The organism is Cellulosimicrobium cellulans (genome assembly GCF_016907755.1).
Lineage (GTDB): Bacteria > Actinomycetota > Actinomycetes > Actinomycetales > Cellulomonadaceae > Cellulosimicrobium > Cellulosimicrobium cellulans_D.
Genome location: NZ_JAFBCN010000001.1, coordinates 46,839 through 62,807, shown reverse-complemented (window position 1 = coordinate 62,807; position 15,969 = coordinate 46,839). Strand labels below are relative to the sequence as shown.

The window sequence follows — 15,969 nt, the reverse complement described above, 5'->3', positions numbered from 1 at the left end:
AGCCCGCGACCCGGGGGTCGCGCGTCGGACGCGGCGGCTAGGGTCGGTGCCATGAGCAGCGAGCGCGCCCTGGCGGCGCTGGAGGCGACGGGCATCGACTACACCGTCACGCGGCACGGCCGGGTGGGGTCGCTCGAAGAGGCCGCCGCGGCCCGCGGCGTGGACCCGTCGCGCGTCCTCAAGACGATCGTCGTGCGGCGCGCGGAGGACGACTACCTGTTCGTCCTCGTCCCCGGCGACCGCCAGATCTCCTGGCCCAAGCTGCGCGCGCTCCTCGGCGTCTCGCGCCTGTCGATGCCGGACAAGGAGGTCGCGCGCGACGTCACGGGCTACGAGCGCGGCACGATCACCCCGTTCGGCTCGACGCACCCGTGGCCCGTGGTCGCGGACGTCCGGGTCGTGGCCGGAGCGGGGGAGGGCGACGACGTCGACGTCGCGGGTGACGCCGACGGGCAGGGCGCGGGGTCCGAGGCCACGGCGCGCCTCGTCTCGATCGGCGGGGGCGCGCACGGCGTCGCCGCGACGGTGGACGGGCAGGCGCTCGTCGGGGCGCTGGGCGCGCAGGTCGCGGACGTCACCGAGCCCCTGTAGCGCGTCCGTCCGGCCGCGGCGCGGCGGTTGTGTGGGTTCGGAGAAAGGTCGAGGACCACCCCCGCGGGGGCTGGTGCGTGCAGCGCGTCGGGTGCAGACTCGTTCTGCTCCGGTCACGGTCGCCCGGCGCGGTCCGTCGCTCGACGGTGGCGCGCGCGACCGGACGGAGCCTCGCGGGGGCGCGCGGGGAACAGGCCGTCACCACCGGACGTTGTCCGGAGGGGCGGCCGACAGCACGCAGGACGACTCGAGAGAGACGGTGAGCGGGAACCGTGGACACAGGCAGCGCGATCGACCGGACGAGCGGGATCGTCTACGCCCCGGCGGACGGCGGCGTGGTCGTGACGATGTGGGGAGAGATCGACGCGGCGCTGCGCGACCGCGCGAGCGAGGCGATGTCCTACGTGCTGGACACGCGAGGTCGCGTCGTCGTCGACGTCGCCGACGTGACCTTCATCGACTCGTCGGGCATCGCGTTCATCATCCAGCTCTACATGCTCGGCGAGGAGGACGGTCGGGACGTGGTGCTCCGCGACCCGTCGACCAGCATCGTCGAGCTGCTCGACATGATCGGCATGGGCGGACGCATCCCCGTGGAGCGCAGCGGCGCGACGACCGGCCCCATCGAGGTCGTCGGGGCGGTCTGACTCAGGCCGACCCGTACGGCGGGTCGTCGTGGCGGGGCGGTGGCGCGTCCTGGGTGCCGGTGCCGCGGGGAGGGTTCTGCGCCGGGAGCTTCTGGCGCAGCGCCGCCCAGTAGAGCCCGGTGAGCATGGCGCCGACGACGGCGATCGGCACGAGCGCGTCCTTGAACCACAGCGCGGAGCAGGCCAGGAGCGCCCCGTACACCATCGGGACCGCCAGGTCGAGGGTGCGTCGGTCCATGGGTCCTCCGTCGGTCGGGTGCCGCGCGGGCACCGTGCGGCTCGACCCTACCGGGGGCCCGGCCTGTGCCGCGGTGCCCCGCCGCAGGTCGGACCGCACCGCCGTCGGTCCTTCGGCCTGTGGGACGCGGTCGGTACGGTGCGGACATGCGCATCCTGCACACGTCCGACTGGCACCTCGGGCGCACGCTGCACGGGGTCGACCTGCTGGAGCACCAGGCCGCGCACCTCGACCACCTCGTCGAGCTGACCCGCACGGAGGACGTCGACGCCGTCGTCGTCGCGGGTGACGTGTACGACCGCGCGATCCCGCCGGTCGACGCCGTCTCGCTCCTGTCCGACGCGGTGACGCGGCTCGCGGAGCACGCGCACGTCGTCGTCACGCCGGGCAACCACGACTCCGCGGTGCGGCTCGGGTTCGGGGATCGCGTGATGCGTCCGGGCGTGCACCTGCGCGCGCGGCTGTCCGACGTCGGGACGCCCGTCGTCCTCGCGCCGCGCCAGGGGAGCGGCGGGGGATACGACGCGCCGCTGCTCGTCTACGCCCTGCCGTACCTCGACCCGGACACGGCGCGTCACGCGCTGGCCGAGGGCGACGCCGCCGCGCCCGAGCGGTCGGGACCGAGCATCGGCAGTGGCCGGCGGCCGCTCGCCCGGTCGCACGAGGCCGTCATGGCCGCGGCGATGCGGCGCGTCGGGGCCGACCTCGCGCGTCGTCGCGCGCAGGACCCGACCGCCCGAGCCGTCGTCGTCGGCCACGCGTTCGTGGTCGGCGGGCTCGCGTCGGAGTCCGAGCGGGACATCCGTGTGGGCGGGGTCGACGCCGTGCCCGCGGCCACGTTCGGGGGCTGGGGGGTCGACTACGTCGCGCTCGGGCACCTGCACGGGCCGCAGCGCGTCACGGTGCCGGACGTTTCACGTGAAACCGCAGGTCACGCCAGCGGGCCGGTGACGGTCGCGCGCTACTCCGGATCGCCGCTCGCGTTCTCCTTCTCCGAGCTGCACCAGCGCAAGTCCACGGCGCTCGTCGACCTGGACGGGCTCGGTGCCGGTGGCGACCCGGACGCGGCCGTCGAGCTCGTCCCCGCGCCGGTGCCGCGGCGGCTCGCCGAGGTCACGGGGACGCTCGACGACCTGCTCGGGGAGGCGGGCGAGCCGCACGTGGACGACTGGCTGCGCGTCGTCGTGACGGACGCGGTGCGCCCCGCGGAGCTCTACGCGCGCGTCCGGGGACGCTTCCCGCACGCGCTCCAGGTGACCCACCGCCCACCGCGCCCCGCCGAGCGGGAGGTCGTGACCGCCGTCGGGCCGGGGCGGGACCCGCTCGACGTCGCGCGGGACTTCGTCGAGCACGTGGCGGGCCACGCGCCGACCGACGCCGAGGTCGCCGTGCTGCGCGAGGCGTTCGAGCTCGCGCTGGCGGAGGAGCGGAGCGCCTGATGCACCTGCACTCGCTGACCTTCCAGGCGATCGGACCGTTCGCGGGCCTCCACCACGTCGACCTCGCCTCCCTCGGCGCGTCCGGGATCTACCTCCTCGACGGGCCCACGGGCGCGGGCAAGTCGACGATCATCGACGCGATCGTCTTCGCGCTCTACGGCAAGGTCGCCTCCGACGCGGCGAGCGACGACCGCCTCCGCTCGGCGTTCGCGGGGCCCGACGTCGAGTCGTTCGTGGACCTCGTGCTGGAGGTCCCGTCGGGCGTGTACCGCGTGCGCCGGACGCCCGAGTACCGGCGGCCCAAGAAGCGCGGCACCGGCACGACGACCCAGCAGGCGTCGGTGCGGCTCTGGCGCCTGGCGGGCGCGCCGTCCGCGGAGGCCCTCGCGGGGGTCGACGGCTCGCCCGGCGAGCTGCTCTCGGCGCGCCTCGACGAGGCGGGGGACGAGATCCGCCGGATCGTCGGGCTCGACCGGCGCCAGCTCGTGCAGACCGTCGTGCTGCCGCAGGGCGAGTTCGCGACGTTCCTGCGGGCGAAGCCCGAGGACCGGGCCGTGCTGCTGCAGAAAGTCTTCGGCACCGAGCTCTACCACCGCGCGGCGGTGCGGCTCGCCGAGCTCGCGCGCGCGGCGCGGGCACGGTCGGACGGCGCGCGGCAGGGCGTGCGCGGCGCGGTCGAGCGGTTCACCGGGGCAGCGGGGCTCGTGCCCGACGACGCCCGGCGACTGCGCGAGGCCGCGCAGGACGACGCGCGGCTGCGACGTGCCGACGAGGCGGACGTCGCCCGGGCCGTGGCGGACATCGGTCGGGGTGTGGCGGACGACGCTCGGGTTGAGGCGGGCATCGCTCGGGAGGCGGCGAGGCCGATGGGCCTCGACGCCGCGGACACCGCGCCGCCGTCCCCCGCGCCGCTCGACGACGGACGGGTCACGGTGGGGGATCCCGCCGCACCCGCGGCGGTGATCGAGGAGGCAGCCGCCCCGGTCGCGGGCGTGCACGCGCTCGCCCTCGCGCGCGTCGCGGGGCTGGAGGCCGAGGCGGAGGTGCTGGCCGAGCGCGAGGTCACGGCCAACGCGGCTCTCGTCGCGGCACGCGACCGGCTCGACGCCGAGCGGGCGCTCGCCGACGCCGTCGAGCGCCGGGCGCGGCTGCGCGCCGAGGAAGCGCGCCTCGCGGAGGAGGAGCTCCAGGTCGCCGTCGACCGGTGTCGCGTCGACGCCGCGACCCGGGCCGCCGTCGTCGCTCCTGCGGCGCAGGGCCTCGTCCGCGCGGAGCGGCTCCTCACCGCCGCGCACGACCGGCTCGCGCTCGCCCGGACGGGCGCGCCCGCGCCCCTCGCCGACGCCGACCCGACGACGCTCGAGGCGCTGCGTGCCGACGTCGCGACGGCCGGGGTGCGCGTGACCCGCCTGCTCCCCGTCGGTGCCTCGCTCCCGGCCCGGGACCGGGAGGTCGCGGACGGACGCAAGGACGTCGTGCAGGCCGCCGAGGAGCGAGCGCGCACGCTCGACGAGCTCGCCGCGCGCCCGGGGCGTCGCGAGGATCTGCGCCTGCGGCTCGCATCGCTCGCCGAGACGGCCGCGACGCTCGGGGCCCTGCAGGAGCGGGCCCTGCGCGCGCGTGCGGTCGAGGAGGCGGCGCGACAGGCCGCGACGCTCGCCGTGGACGAGCAGGCCGCGCGCGCCGCGCGCACGGAGGCCGCGACGGTCGCGCGCGCCGCGGTCGAGCAGGAGGCGCGGGCCCGTGCGGCGCGCATCGCGGGGCTCGCGGGCGAGCTCGCCGCGGGGCTCTCCGCGGAGTCGCCGTGCCCGGTGTGCGGCGGCACGGACCACCCGGCCCCGGCGCCGCTCGCGGACGGCCACCCCTCGGCGCAGGACGTCGAGGACGCGGAGCGCGGCCGGGCCGAGGCGGAGCGGGCGCTGCACGACGCCTCCGCGCGGGTCGAGGTGCTCGCCGAGCGGCTGAGCGCGCGCCGTCGGGACGCCGAGGGCCTGACGCCGGACGAGGCTGCGGAGCGGGTCGCGGAGGTCGACGCCCTCGTCGCGGGCGCGCGGGCGGCGGCCCACGAGCGCGCGGACGCCGAGCGCGAGCTCGACGCCCTCGACGTGGCCACGGTCGCGCTCCAGCAGCGTGCCGCCACGCTCGCGGAGGAGATCGCCGGCACGACGGCCCGCCTCGACGAGCTCGAGGCGGCGCTCGGCGCCGACCGGGCCGAGATCCGCGCGGAGGTCGCCGCGGCCGGACCGCTGGTGGAGCTGGCCGACCTGCCCGACGCCCTCGCCGACGAGGGCGGGACCCGCAACCCGGTCGCCGTGCTCGCCGTGGCGCTCGAGGAGCGGCTCCGCACGATCGACGCGCTCGCCGACGCGGGGGCCGCGGTCGCCGCTGCGGCACGGGCCGTCGAGGAGCGGACGGCCGAGCTCGGTGCGCTCGTCGAACGGTCGGGGTTCGCGGACGCCGCCGAGGCGCTGGACGCCGTCCTCGACGAGCCGGTCCGCCTCGCCCTCGCGCGCGGCGTCGCCGAGCACGAGGCGGCGTGCGCCGCCACGGTCGCGGGGCTCGCCGACCCCACCCTCACGGACCTCGCCCCGGACGCCGAGCCCGACGTCGCCGCGGCGCGGGCCGGCGTCGCGGAGGCCGAGGCGACGGCCCGGGCCGCGGGTCGTCGGCACGAGCTCGTCGCCCGTCAGGCACAGGCTGCGCGCGTCGCCGCGGAGGGGATCGGGACGACGGCGGACGACTGGGACCGGGCGCGGGCCGCCGCCGAGCCGGTCGCCCGCATGGCGGCGCTGGCGTCCGGCTCCGGGGACAACGCCCACGCGCTCACGCTCGCGACGTTCGTCCTCGTCCAGCGGTTCGAGGACGTCGTCGCCGCCGCGAACGAGCGCCTCGCGGAGATGTCGTCGGGCCGGTACGAGCTCGTGCGCAGCGCGACCCGCGAGGACGTGCGCGCGCACAAGCGCGGGCTCGCGATGAAGGTCCTCGACCACGTCACCGAGCGCGAGCGCGACCCGCGCACCCTGTCCGGCGGCGAGACGTTCTACGTGTCCCTGTGCCTGGCCCTGGGTCTCGCGGACGTCGTCACGGCGGAGGCGGGCGGCGTCGAGCTCGGGACGCTCTTCGTCGACGAGGGGTTCGGCAGCCTGGACCCCGAGACGCTCGAGGCCGTGCTCGCCGCCCTCGGGCGGCTCCGGGCGGGCGGGCGCGTCGTCGGCGTCGTGTCGCACGTGGAGGCGCTCAAGCAGTCCATCGCGGAACGCATCGAGGTGCGGCGCGTGCCCGGAGGCGGGAGCACGCTCACCGTGCGAGCGTGAGGACGGCGGTGCCTGCCCGGGACGCCGGCCCGGGACGCCGGGGGCACGACGCCGGCCGGGCGCGCCGACGACCGGTCGACGCGGCCGGGTGCAGCGGGCCGCCCACGGGCGGCGAGGGGTGGTGCGGATGGCAGGACCGACCGGGCACGACGGCGCGGTGACCCCGCGCGCCGCCCGGCTGCGGCGGCGCTGGGACCGGGAGGCGGGCGCCTACGACCGTGGCATGGCCGTCGCCGAGCGCCGCTTCTTCCCGGACGTCCGTCCCCGGGCGTGCGGGCTCGCGACGGGCGAGACGCTGGAGGTCGCGATCGGCACGGGCCTCAACCTCGCGCACTACCCCGCGCACGTGCTCGACGGCCGTCTGACGGGCGTCGAGTGGAGCCCGGGGATGCTCGCGCACGCGCGACGTCGGGCGGCGGAGCGGGGGATCGACGTCGACCTCCGGCTCGGCGACGCGCAGCGGCTCGACCTGCCCGACGACGCCTACGACACCGTGGTCTGCACCTTCTCGCTCTGCGCGATCCCCGACCACCGTGCCGCGCTCGCGGAGATGGTCCGCGTGCTGCGGCCCGGCGGCCTGCTCGTCCTCGCCGACCACGTCGAGTCGACGTCGTGGCTGCTCCGCGCGCTCCAGGCGGCGGGCGACGTCGTGAGCGTCCCGCTCGCCGGGGAGCACTTCCGCCGCCGCCCGCTGCGCTGGGTGCTCGACGCGGGACTCGCCGTCGAGCGGCACGAGCGCACGCGGGCAGGGGTCATCGAGTGGTTCGCGGCGCGCACACCCGGTCCACGAGCTCCGTGACCGCCGCGCGCACGGGGTGTGGCGGCGCGCGGCCGTCGAGCGCGAGCGCCGCGCGGTCGAACGCCGCGGAGAGCAGGAGCGTCAGCGCGTCGAGCCGGTCGTCGTGCGCGATGTCGAGCGCGACGTCGTCCGTGACGCGCGGTGCGGTCGGCCCGTGCTCGCGCGCGGGGACGGGGCTCGGACGCTCGGGCGCGGGGTCCGCCGCGTGGCGCGGTCCCGCCGTCGGCCCCCTGGTGCCGTGGTCGCGCGCGCTGTCCTCGCGGGTGCGCTCCTGGTCCGGCGCGGTGTCCAGAGCCGCGGCGAGGCCCGCGCGCAGCGTGCGACGGGCGTGTCGCGCGTCGAGGGCGTCGGCCTCGGCGGCGCCGAGCACTGCCGGGGCGTCGACGAGCAGCAGGCGCGTCCGGCCGGGGACCGCCATCGCGTCGAGGTAGGCCCGCGCGCCCTCCACGAGCATCCCGCGGGCGTCGCGGGCGTCGGGTGCGTCGGGTGCTCCGGGCGCGGGCGCGGGCGCGCGTTGCGAGCGGGGGCCGGGGGCCGCGTCGCTCGTGCGGGGTGCCGTCCGGGTTGCGCCCGCGGCCGCGGTCTCGCGGACGCTGGCGGGCGGGCCGGTCCGCGCCTCGATCTCGCGCGCGACGGCCTCCGCCTCGGCCTCGACGACCGCCCGGAACAGGTCCCGCTTGTCCGCGTAGTGGTGGTAGAGCGCGCCGCGCGTGACGTGCGCGGCCGCGGCGATCTGCGGCGTCGACGCCTCCGCGTACCCGGGGTCGACGAACAGCTCGCGCGCCGCGGCGACGAGGGCGGTCCGGGTGGCGAAGGTGCGCTCGGCGTTGGTGCGACGGGTCTCTTGCATACCGACAGACTGTAGGTCATTCTTAGATACATACAGCCTGTTTGTTTATTCGAGCGGCTGCCCATGACCAGGAGGAGGAGAACCGTGCGCATCACGAGCTGGTACCCGGTGATCATGACCGGAGACGTCGCGGCGACCGCGGCGTTCTACGTCGAGCACCTCGACCTCCGGCCGCTCTTCACGAGCGACTGGTACGTGCACCTGCAGTCCGTGCACGACGACGCGGTGAACCTCGCCGTGCTCGACGGCGACCACGAGACGATCCCCGAGAGCGGGCGGGGGAGGGCGAACGGGCTCCTGCTCAACCTGGAGGTCGAGGACGTCGACGCCGTCCACGACCGGTTCGTCGCGGCCGGCCTGCCGATCCTGCGCTCGCTGCGCGACGAGGCGTTCGGCCAGCGGCACTTCATCACCGCCGACCCGAACGGCGTCCTCCTTGACGTCATCACGCCGATCCCGCCGACGGGCGAGTTCGTCGAGCAGTACGAGGAGTCCGCCCTCCCGACGGCGTAGCGGACCGGACGGGCGCGGCGGCGGGTGTCACGAACCCGGACCGCGTCCGTCCCTCCTACGGGGGCAGGGCGACGACCGACCGCGGTCGTCGCGCGTCATCACCGGGACCGTCGCGACCGCGGCGGGTGGACCGTCGCCCGGTGCCGTCGAAGGAGAGCAGCAATGTCAGCAGCATCGTCCCCGCTCGAGCGCGAGCTGCGGCGCATGGAGGTCATCGCGCGCCGCGAGCAGCTCCGGCTCGTGGGTCGCGTCCTGCCCCGCGTGGCCGAGCGCCGCCGCTGGGCTGACGCCCCGCGGCGTCAGTCCCCGACGACCGCGACCCGGTAGACCGCCCCGTCGGGCGCACGTCGGCCGAGCGTCGTACCCGCGGCCGAGAGCTGCGTCTGCGGCCGAGCGCTGCACGTCCGGGTGCATCCCTCGTTCCGGAGCGCCTCTCTCGGCGCGCGGGTGCTCAGCGCGGTGCACCCAGGCCGGCGAGGGTGCGCGCGCGGAGGAGCACGTCGTCGAGCATCTGCGGCGTGAGCCGTCCGGTGAACGTGTTCTGCTGGCTCACGTGGAAGCACCCCAGGAGGGTGAGGGTCGGCGCGGGGGCCGCCTGCCCGACGTCGGGCACCGCGCTCGCGGGACGTCCCGCCGCGGCGCCGGCCGGGATGGGTGCCCGACGCCGCAGCGTCACCTCCGCGCCGTGCGCGAACCGTGGCCGGGGCCGAGGGACGTCCCACCCCTGTTCGGCGAGCGTGGACAGCAGCGCCTGCCACCCGAACCCGCCGAGCACGACGGCGACGCGCACGGTCTCCCCGAGCAGCTCGACCTCGCGCGCGAGGTACGGCCCGCACCGGCGGCGCTCCTCGGGCGTGGGCTTGTTGTCGGGCGGGGCGCACCGCACCGGGGCGGTGACGCGGATCCCGGTGAGCCGCAGCCCGTCGTCCGCGGACACCGACGTCGCCTGGTTGGCCAGGCCCGTGCGGTGCAGGGACGCGAAGAGGAAGTCGCCGCTGCGGTCACCGGTGAACATGCGGCCGGTGCGGTTGGCCCCGTGCGCCGCGGGCGCGAGCCCGACGACGAGGATCCCCGCGCGTTCGTCGCCGAACCCGGGCACGGGGCGGGCCCAGTAGTCGTCCTCGCGGAACGACGCACGCTTGACCTCGGCGACGTGCTCGCGCCACGCGACGAGCCGCGGGCAGGCCCGGCACGCGACGAGGTGCGCGTCGAGCGCCGCGAGCGTCGGCGCGCCGCGCGCGCCGAGCGGATAGTCGGGTTCGTCGGGCGTCACCCGCCCATTCTCCGCGCCGAGCACGACGTTGCTGTCGTTATCCGGCGCATAACGACAGCAACGTCGTGTTCGACGGCGCGTGGTGTCGTTCTCGGCGGGCAGACCAGCGGGTCAGGCGCCGCGGTCGGCGAGCACCGTCGCCTCGGCGAGCGCTGCGGCGTCGTCGGGGACGGCGACGGTCGCCTCGTGGCCGGGCTGGTCGACGGCGCCCGCGGTACGGGATCCGTCGACCGTCGCGCCGGACGCGGCGGTGGCGCTGCCGACCTCTGCCGCGTCCCGGGTGCCGAGGGCGTCCGCCGCATCGTCCGGGACGGGCGCGCCGAACGTGTGCCGCAGGCCGAGCAGGACCGCCCCGGCGATGACGACGACGCCGAACATCACCGCGGCCATCGTCACGGGCGGCGACCCGCCGAGCAGGCCGGTCAGCGGCGCGACGACCGCGCCGACGCCGAACTGGAACGCCCCGATGAGCGCTGCCGCGCTGCCGGCGCGGTGCGCGTTGCGCTCGAGCGCGATGGCGGGGACGGACGGCATGACGAAGCCTGCGGTGCCGAGCGTGAGGACGATGAGCGGGACCAGCCACGCGAGCCCGCCGCCGGCCAGCGCCGCGACGAGCAGACCGCCCGAGAGGACGAAGCCCGCGGCGACCGCGCCCTGGAGGATGCGCTCGGGCGCCACGCGGCCCACGAGCGCGCCGTTGATCTGGCTGCCCGCGGTCACGGACACCGCGCCGACGCCGAACACGATCGCGTACTGCTGCGCGGACATGCCGAAGAAGTCCTGGAACACGAACGTCGACGCGGAGATGTAGGTGAACATCGCGGCCATGTAGAAGCCCGCGATGAGCGCGAGCCCGATGAACGACCAGTCGGTGAGGAGCGAGCCGTACGACCGCAGGGCCGCGACGGTCCCGCCGGAACGTCGCCGCTCGGCCGGCAGGGTCTCCCGCAGGCGGAGCAGCACGAGCACGAACAGCACCGCCCCGACGACGGCGAGCGCGACGAACATGCCGCGCCACGACCCGAGCCGCAGGAACTGGGCGCCGATGGTCGGGGCGAGGATCGGCGCGACGCCCACGACGAGCATGAGCCGCGCGATGACCTTGCCGATCTGGTAGCCCTCGAACGAGTCGCGCACGATCGCCATGGAGAGCACCATCCCGGCGGCCGCGGCGAGACCCTGGACGAATCGCAGGCCGGTGAGCGCGGCGACGGACCCGGCGAACACGATCCCCACGGACGCGGCGACGTACACCGCGAGCGAGACCAGCAGGGGTGCGCGACGGCCGATCGCGTCGGAGACCGACCCGATGAGGAGCTGGCCGAGCGCGAGCCCGGCGAGCGTGGCGGTGAGCGTGAGCTGGACGCGGGACTCGGTCGTGCCGAGCTCGTCGACGATGCGCGGGAAGGCGGAGAGGTACAGGTCGATCGTCAGCGGGCCGATCGCGGTGAGCGCGGAGAGCAGCAGGACGAGGCCCGCGCTGATGCGCCTGGGTCGGGCCGGAGCGGCGGGGCTCGTGGAAGGTCCGGTGCCCGGCTGGGCGGCGACGGGCGCGGTCGGCGCCGGGGTCGCGGGTGGGGTGGAAGCCATGAGAGGGGCAACCGCGGGCGGGGCGTCACATGTTCCCGGACGCCGTACGTGATCGGATGCTGAGACGGCGGAGCGGTCTCAGGCCCTGCCGCGCGCCTCGCCGTCGTGCTGGCCGTCCCCGTCGTCGGTGCCGACCCCGTGCCCCGTGGCTGCGAGACCACGCCGCGCACGGGCCTCCTCGGCGGCGTCGTCGAGCTCGACGGCGAGCGTGCGCGCCTCGTCGTGCAGGTCTGCCGCGCGGCGGGCGTCGCCCGCGGCGAGCACGGCCTCCCCGAGCGCGTTGAGCGCCTCCGTCTCGACGAGGCGTGCGCGGACGCGCCGCGCCAGCTCGACCGCGGCGTCGCCCGCGGTCACCGCCTCGGCGACGGAGCCCGCCGCGAGCAGCGCGGTCGTGAGGGCGCTGCGGCCCTCGGCCTCGGCGTCGGGATCGCCGAGCGCGACGGCGGCCCCCACCGCCTCGCGCAGCTCGGCGACGCCGGACCCGGTCTCGCCGGCGCGCACGAGGAGCCGACCCACGTGCACGCGGGCCCGCGTCGCGAGCCCCGCGTCGCCGAGCGACGTCGCGCTGGCGAGCGCGTCGCGGTGCTGCGCGAGCGCACGGTCGAGGCTGCCCTCGGCCTCGGAGAGGATCGCGGCGTTGCTCGACACGATGGCGACGTTGAGGACGTCACCCACGCGGCGCGACAGCGCGAGCGCCCGGTCGTAGCCGGCGCGCGCGTCGTCGTGCCGTCCGAGGATGCGGTGCACGTCCGCGAGGTTCCCGACGGCGCGGCCCTCGCTGACCGGGTCGCCTGCGGTCCGCGCACCGGCCGCCGCGTCGCGGTACGCGGCCTCGGCCTCGTCGAAGCGCCCGAGCCGCTTGTACACGTTGCCGACGCGGTTGAGCGTCTGGCCGGGGCGCGGGTCGTCGCCGCGCTCGAGCGAGCGGACGAGCTGGGCGAGCGCCTCGTCGTACCGGCCGAGCCGTTCGAGCGCCCGCCCGAGGTCGCGCCCGGCCTGGGACCGCCCGGGCGCCCGCCCGTGCTCGACCGCCGCGGTGTGCACCGCGACCGCGTCGTCCCAGCGACCCGCGGAGTCGAGGTAGGGCGCGAGGAGGGCCGAGAGCTCGGTCACGACGTCGGCGAGCTCGTGCTCCGCGGCGAGCGCCGACGTCGCGACGAGCAGGTCCCGGTGGGCATCGAGCCACGCGAGCGCGACGTCGGTCGTGCGTGCGGCCGCCGCGTCGCCGGGCCCGGTCGAGTCCGACCCGTTCGCCTTGGGCCCGGTCGCCCCTGGCCCGGTCGAGCCCGGCCCGGCCGTGCGCCCTGGAGCGTCGTGGTGGGGCGACGTCGCGCGCACCGCGGGCCGGGCGTCGTCGATCAGCCGGGCGGCGAGCCGCCCGACGGCGGTGGCCCGCGCGGAGAACGGGTCGTCGGACCGGGCGAGGTCGGCGGCGAGGGTGCGGACGGCGTCGGGCACGACGACCTCGCCGTGCGGCCCGTGCGTGACGAGGTGCGCGCGACCCAGCGCGGCGAGCGATCCGTGGCTCTCGCTCGTCGAGACGCCGAGGAGCACGGCGACCCACGCGGCGTCGAGCGGCACCGGGACGAGGGCGAGGAGGCGCAGGGCGCGGGCGTGGTCGGCGGGGAGGCCGCGGTGCGCCGCGGCGAGCGCCGGGTGGAGGGCCGGTCCGGGCAGGTCCTCCACCCGGCGGGCGTGGTCGGTGAGCGACCAGCCGGGCCGCGCACGGACGTCGTCGGCGACGCGCACCAGCGCGGCGGGGAGACCCCCGCACGCACGGACCAGCCGGGTCGAGGCCTCCGGCTCGGCGGCCACGCGGTCCGCGCCGACGACCGACCCGAGGAGCGCGAGCGCGTCGTCCTCGGGGAGCGGGTCCAGGGTCGTGCCGATCGCGGCGGGGAGGTCGAGCACGCGGTGCGCCGTGGCCACGACGCGCGCCGTGGCCGGCAGGTGCGCGACGACGTCCGCGACGGGCGCGGCGTCGGCTGCGTCGTCGAGGACGACGGTCGCGCGACGCCCGCCGAGCGCGGTCGCGAGGCGTGCGGCGAGGGCGGGGAGGCTGCGCGCGTCCGCCGCGGGTGGCGGCGCGCCGAGCGCCTGGAGCAGCGCGTCGAGCACGACGGCGGCCGACGACGCCGCGCCGCCCGGTTCCCCGTGGAGGTCGACCCGCACGACCACGTCCGCCGGGACCTCGCGCGCGACGGCGAGCGCGACGCTCGTCGTCCCCGTCCCGGCGAGACCCGTGACGGTCACGACGCGCGACGCGGCGCTGCCGGGCGCGTCCTCGTCCGGCGGCTCCGCGAGCACCGCGACCAGCCGGGCGACCTCGCCGTCGCGGCCGACGAGCGGACGGTCGGGCGCGACCGGCCCCCGCCGCGCGGTCGGCGCCGCGGCGTGCGGTCGGTCCGCGGCGCGCGGCTCGGTGCGCACCGCCGCGTCCACGGCGGTGCCCTGCGCGGTGGCGGCCTGCGCAGCCGTCCGGTACGCCGCGCGCCACCCGGCGGGGCGCGCGTCGCCGAGGGCCTGCGCGACGTCGGCGAGGAGGTCGACGTCGAGCCGGGACCGGCCTTCCCGGAAGACGTCGTAGACGGTCACGCGGCCGGGGCGCGCCTCCGCGGCGGGCACGCCCCGCGCGGTGCGGAGCGCGCCGACGCGCCGTGCGATCTCCGTGTACGAGGGGTCGCCGGCCCAGGCGCGCAGCGCCCGCAGACGGGTCGCGAGCTCGTCCACCGACCCGGCGCCCACGGGCGACGGCGGCGGGTCGAGGGGCACCGCGCCAGGCTAGCGACGGCCACCCACCGGTGCGCGGCGTGACCGCGACCGTGCGCGGCGCCGGACGCGATCGAGCGGGTGAAGAACGCCCCGGTGCCGTTCGGGATCGTTCGGGAGGCGTGCCGTGGGACGGTCACGCCGTCAGGCTCGCCGGAGGCCGCGACGACCGCGGCGCGACGGACCGCGTCGGTGGCGCGGGGAGACGAAGGAGCGACGGTGGGCCTGTTCGACAAGCTCAAGGACATGTTCTCGGGGACCGCGGACCTGTACGCGAAGGAGGACGCTCCCGTCCTCGCGCCCGCGCAGCAGCGGGGCCTCGCGCTCGGCGCGGTCTACGCCGTCGAGGGCGTGCTGCCCATCAACGCGCTGACCGTGGAGGCGGACGCGCGCACGGCAGCGAAGCCGCTCGCGGCGGGGTGGGACGTGCGGGGCGCGGACGACGTCGAGCGCACGTACGAGTTCCTGCTCACCCAGGGCCACCGCGGCTACTACGCGATCGCGATGCCCAAGGTCGAGGAGCTGTACTCGGGTCGCCTGAGCCGCCGGGACGCGAAGGGCGCGGCCGAGCAGCACGCCGCCCAGGCGCGGCAGGAGGCGACGGCGCGCGGGCTCGACCCCGAGCGCGCGGTGGCGTTCTACCAGGGCTGGAGCGCGTCGGCGCAGGTGGGCGGGCACGGCGAGCTCGCGGACCCGCTGCCGCCGTCGATCGCGGCGTGGGACGCGGCGCGGGTCGTGCACGTCAGCCGCCTCGCGGTCGACGCCGGGTTCGTCACGCCCGAGCGGGCGTGGGCCGCGATCGAGGAGGCCGTCGTGATGTCGCGCCCCGCGTACGCGTCGTGGGAGCAGTTCGGCGACGGGTTCCTCGCCGGACGCGCGTTCTGGTCGGCGGGCAACCGCACCCCGATCGACCAGGACCTGCCCGACTTCAAGCGCGCGGCGCGGCGACTGCTCGACACCGAGTCGTCGCCGTGGCGGACGCTGGCCTACTGATCGTGCGGTCGCCCTGGTGGTGGCGAGCGGGGGTCCTGCTCGTCGTGATCGGGGTCGGCGTGGCCGTGGTGGTGGCCGACGACGGCCTGCGCTCGGAGGTCCACGCGGCGCTGTCGAACCTCGCGCGGGCGCTGTTCTGACGACGGACGCCCCGTCGAGAACGACGACACCCCGCGTCGAGCACGACGTTGCTGTCGCCACGAGCGTCAGAACGACAGCAAGGTCGTGGTCGGCGGACCTAGGGTGGGCGCATGAAGCGACTGGTGGGCCTGCTCGTGACGCTCGTGGTGATCGTGGCGGTCGCCGTCGTGGCGGACCGGGTCGCGGTCGGTGCCGCGGAGCGCGGCGCGGTGACGGCGTTCGAGGAGCAGGCCGACGACGTCACGGGGGCGCAGCTCGACATCACGGGGTTCCCGTTCCTCACGCAGCTCGCGCGCGGCGAGCTGACGCACGTGACCGGCTCGGCGGACACCGCGTCGTTCGGCGGATACGCGATCTCCGACCTCCAGGTCGAGGCCGACGGCGTGAGCACGTCGACGCCGTACCGGATCGCGTCGGGCACCGCGTCGGGCGTGATCGCCGCCGAGTCGCTGCAGCAGATCGTCGCGGAGCAGACCGGCCTGGACGTGGGGATCACCGCCTCCGACGACGTCCTGTCGCTCGCCTTCGACCTGCTGGGCGCGACGATCACGGTCGACGTGACGCCGCGCGTCTCCGGGCCGGCCGAGCTCGCTGTCGACGTCGTCGCGGTCCGCACGGGCCTGGGGACGGTGTCGGTCGACGACCTCCCGTCCGGGATCTCCCGCGCCCTGTCCGACCTGCGGGTCCCGCTCGACCTGCCCGACGGCGTCGCGCTCGACTCCGTGTCCGTCGTCGAGGGCGGGGTGCGCGTCGGCGTGACGGGGACCGACGTCGTCGCCGAGGACCTGGTGGCGTCGTGACCCGCGCGGGCG

15 protein-coding genes are annotated in these 15,969 nt (G+C 77.0%); 10 read left to right on the top strand and 5 right to left on the bottom strand.

Features of this window, described 5'->3' with window-relative positions; all coding sequences use genetic code 11:
* Window positions 1-51: 51 nt before the first annotated feature.
* Window positions 52-591: an aminoacyl-tRNA deacylase gene (locus tag JOE63_RS00275; protein WP_204538130.1), complete on the top strand. Its 540-nt coding sequence runs from the start codon at window positions 52-54 to the stop codon at window positions 589-591.
* Window positions 592-863: 272 nt separating this feature from the next.
* Complete coding sequence (locus JOE63_RS00270; protein ID WP_244286300.1) at window positions 864-1,238, top strand: STAS domain-containing protein; 375 nt, start codon at window positions 864-866, stop codon at window positions 1,236-1,238.
* A 1-nt stretch (window position 1,239) separates the two neighbouring features.
* Here JOE63_RS00270 and JOE63_RS00265 read toward each other — a convergent pair whose 3' ends face one another.
* Window positions 1,240-1,476: a hypothetical protein gene (locus JOE63_RS00265; RefSeq protein WP_087470243.1), complete on the bottom strand. Its 237-nt coding sequence runs from the start codon at window positions 1,474-1,476 to the stop codon at window positions 1,240-1,242.
* A 146-nt stretch (window positions 1,477-1,622) separates the two neighbouring features.
* Between JOE63_RS00265 and JOE63_RS00260 the strand changes: the two genes are divergently transcribed.
* The 3 genes from JOE63_RS00260 to JOE63_RS00250 all read left to right on the top strand — a co-directional run bounded on the left by JOE63_RS00260 (window position 1,623) and on the right by JOE63_RS00250 (window position 7,028).
* Complete coding sequence (locus JOE63_RS00260; protein ID WP_204538127.1) at window positions 1,623-2,915, top strand: exonuclease SbcCD subunit D; 1,293 nt, start codon at window positions 1,623-1,625, stop codon at window positions 2,913-2,915.
* Window positions 2,915-6,229: an AAA family ATPase gene (locus tag JOE63_RS00255; protein ID WP_204538124.1), complete on the top strand. Its 3,315-nt coding sequence runs from the start codon at window positions 2,915-2,917 to the stop codon at window positions 6,227-6,229. The genes JOE63_RS00260 and JOE63_RS00255 overlap by 1 nt, the downstream gene beginning before the upstream one ends.
* Window positions 6,230-6,356: 127 nt before the next feature.
* Complete coding sequence (locus JOE63_RS00250) at window positions 6,357-7,028, top strand: class I SAM-dependent methyltransferase (RefSeq protein ID WP_204538121.1); 672 nt, start codon at window positions 6,357-6,359, stop codon at window positions 7,026-7,028.
* Here JOE63_RS00250 and JOE63_RS00245 read toward each other — a convergent pair.
* The gene (locus tag JOE63_RS00245) at window positions 6,982-7,878 is read right to left on the bottom strand and encodes a helix-turn-helix domain-containing protein (protein WP_204538118.1); all 897 of its coding nucleotides are present in this window, start codon (window positions 7,876-7,878) and stop codon (window positions 6,982-6,984) included. The genes JOE63_RS00250 and JOE63_RS00245 overlap by 47 nt on opposite strands.
* A gap of 84 nt (window positions 7,879-7,962) precedes the next feature.
* Between JOE63_RS00245 and JOE63_RS00240 the strand changes: the two genes are divergently transcribed.
* The gene (locus JOE63_RS00240) at window positions 7,963-8,391 is read left to right on the top strand and encodes a VOC family protein (RefSeq protein ID WP_087470239.1); all 429 of its coding nucleotides are present in this window, start codon (window positions 7,963-7,965) and stop codon (window positions 8,389-8,391) included.
* Window positions 8,392-8,553: 162 nt separating this feature from the next.
* Window positions 8,554-8,718 carry a hypothetical protein gene (locus tag JOE63_RS00235; RefSeq protein ID WP_157759503.1) on the top strand — a complete coding sequence of 55 codons (165 nt, stop codon included), beginning with the start codon at window positions 8,554-8,556 and terminating at the stop codon, window positions 8,716-8,718.
* Between the two features lie 124 nt (window positions 8,719-8,842).
* On the opposite strand, the gene JOE63_RS00230 is transcribed toward JOE63_RS00235, so the two are convergent.
* From JOE63_RS00230 to JOE63_RS21555, 3 genes are all read right to left on the bottom strand, one after another.
* Window positions 8,843-9,664, bottom strand: a complete 822-nt coding sequence (locus JOE63_RS00230; RefSeq protein WP_307839871.1) for a uracil-DNA glycosylase — start codon at window positions 9,662-9,664, stop codon at window positions 8,843-8,845.
* 111 nt (window positions 9,665-9,775) lie between these two features.
* Window positions 9,776-11,254, bottom strand: coding sequence for a multidrug effflux MFS transporter (locus JOE63_RS00225; protein WP_204538109.1), 1,479 nt, complete (start codon window positions 11,252-11,254; stop codon window positions 9,776-9,778).
* Between the two features lie 78 nt (window positions 11,255-11,332).
* A complete protein-coding gene (locus tag JOE63_RS21555; protein WP_204538106.1) occupies window positions 11,333-14,026 on the bottom strand; it encodes a tetratricopeptide repeat protein in 2,694 nt (897 codons plus the stop codon).
* Between the two features lie 216 nt (window positions 14,027-14,242).
* Between JOE63_RS21555 and JOE63_RS00215 the strand changes: the two genes are divergently transcribed.
* From JOE63_RS00215 to JOE63_RS00205, 3 genes are all read left to right on the top strand, one after another.
* Window positions 14,243-15,016, top strand: a complete 774-nt coding sequence (locus JOE63_RS00215) for a DUF1266 domain-containing protein (protein WP_204538103.1) — start codon at window positions 14,243-14,245, stop codon at window positions 15,014-15,016.
* 2 nt (window positions 15,017-15,018) lie between these two features.
* Window positions 15,019-15,156, top strand: a complete 138-nt coding sequence (locus JOE63_RS00210; protein WP_157759501.1) for a hypothetical protein — start codon at window positions 15,019-15,021, stop codon at window positions 15,154-15,156.
* Between the two features lie 111 nt (window positions 15,157-15,267).
* Window positions 15,268-15,957, top strand: coding sequence for an LmeA family phospholipid-binding protein (locus tag JOE63_RS00205; RefSeq protein WP_204538101.1), 690 nt, complete (start codon window positions 15,268-15,270; stop codon window positions 15,955-15,957).
* The last annotated feature ends 12 nt before the right edge of the window (window positions 15,958-15,969 follow it).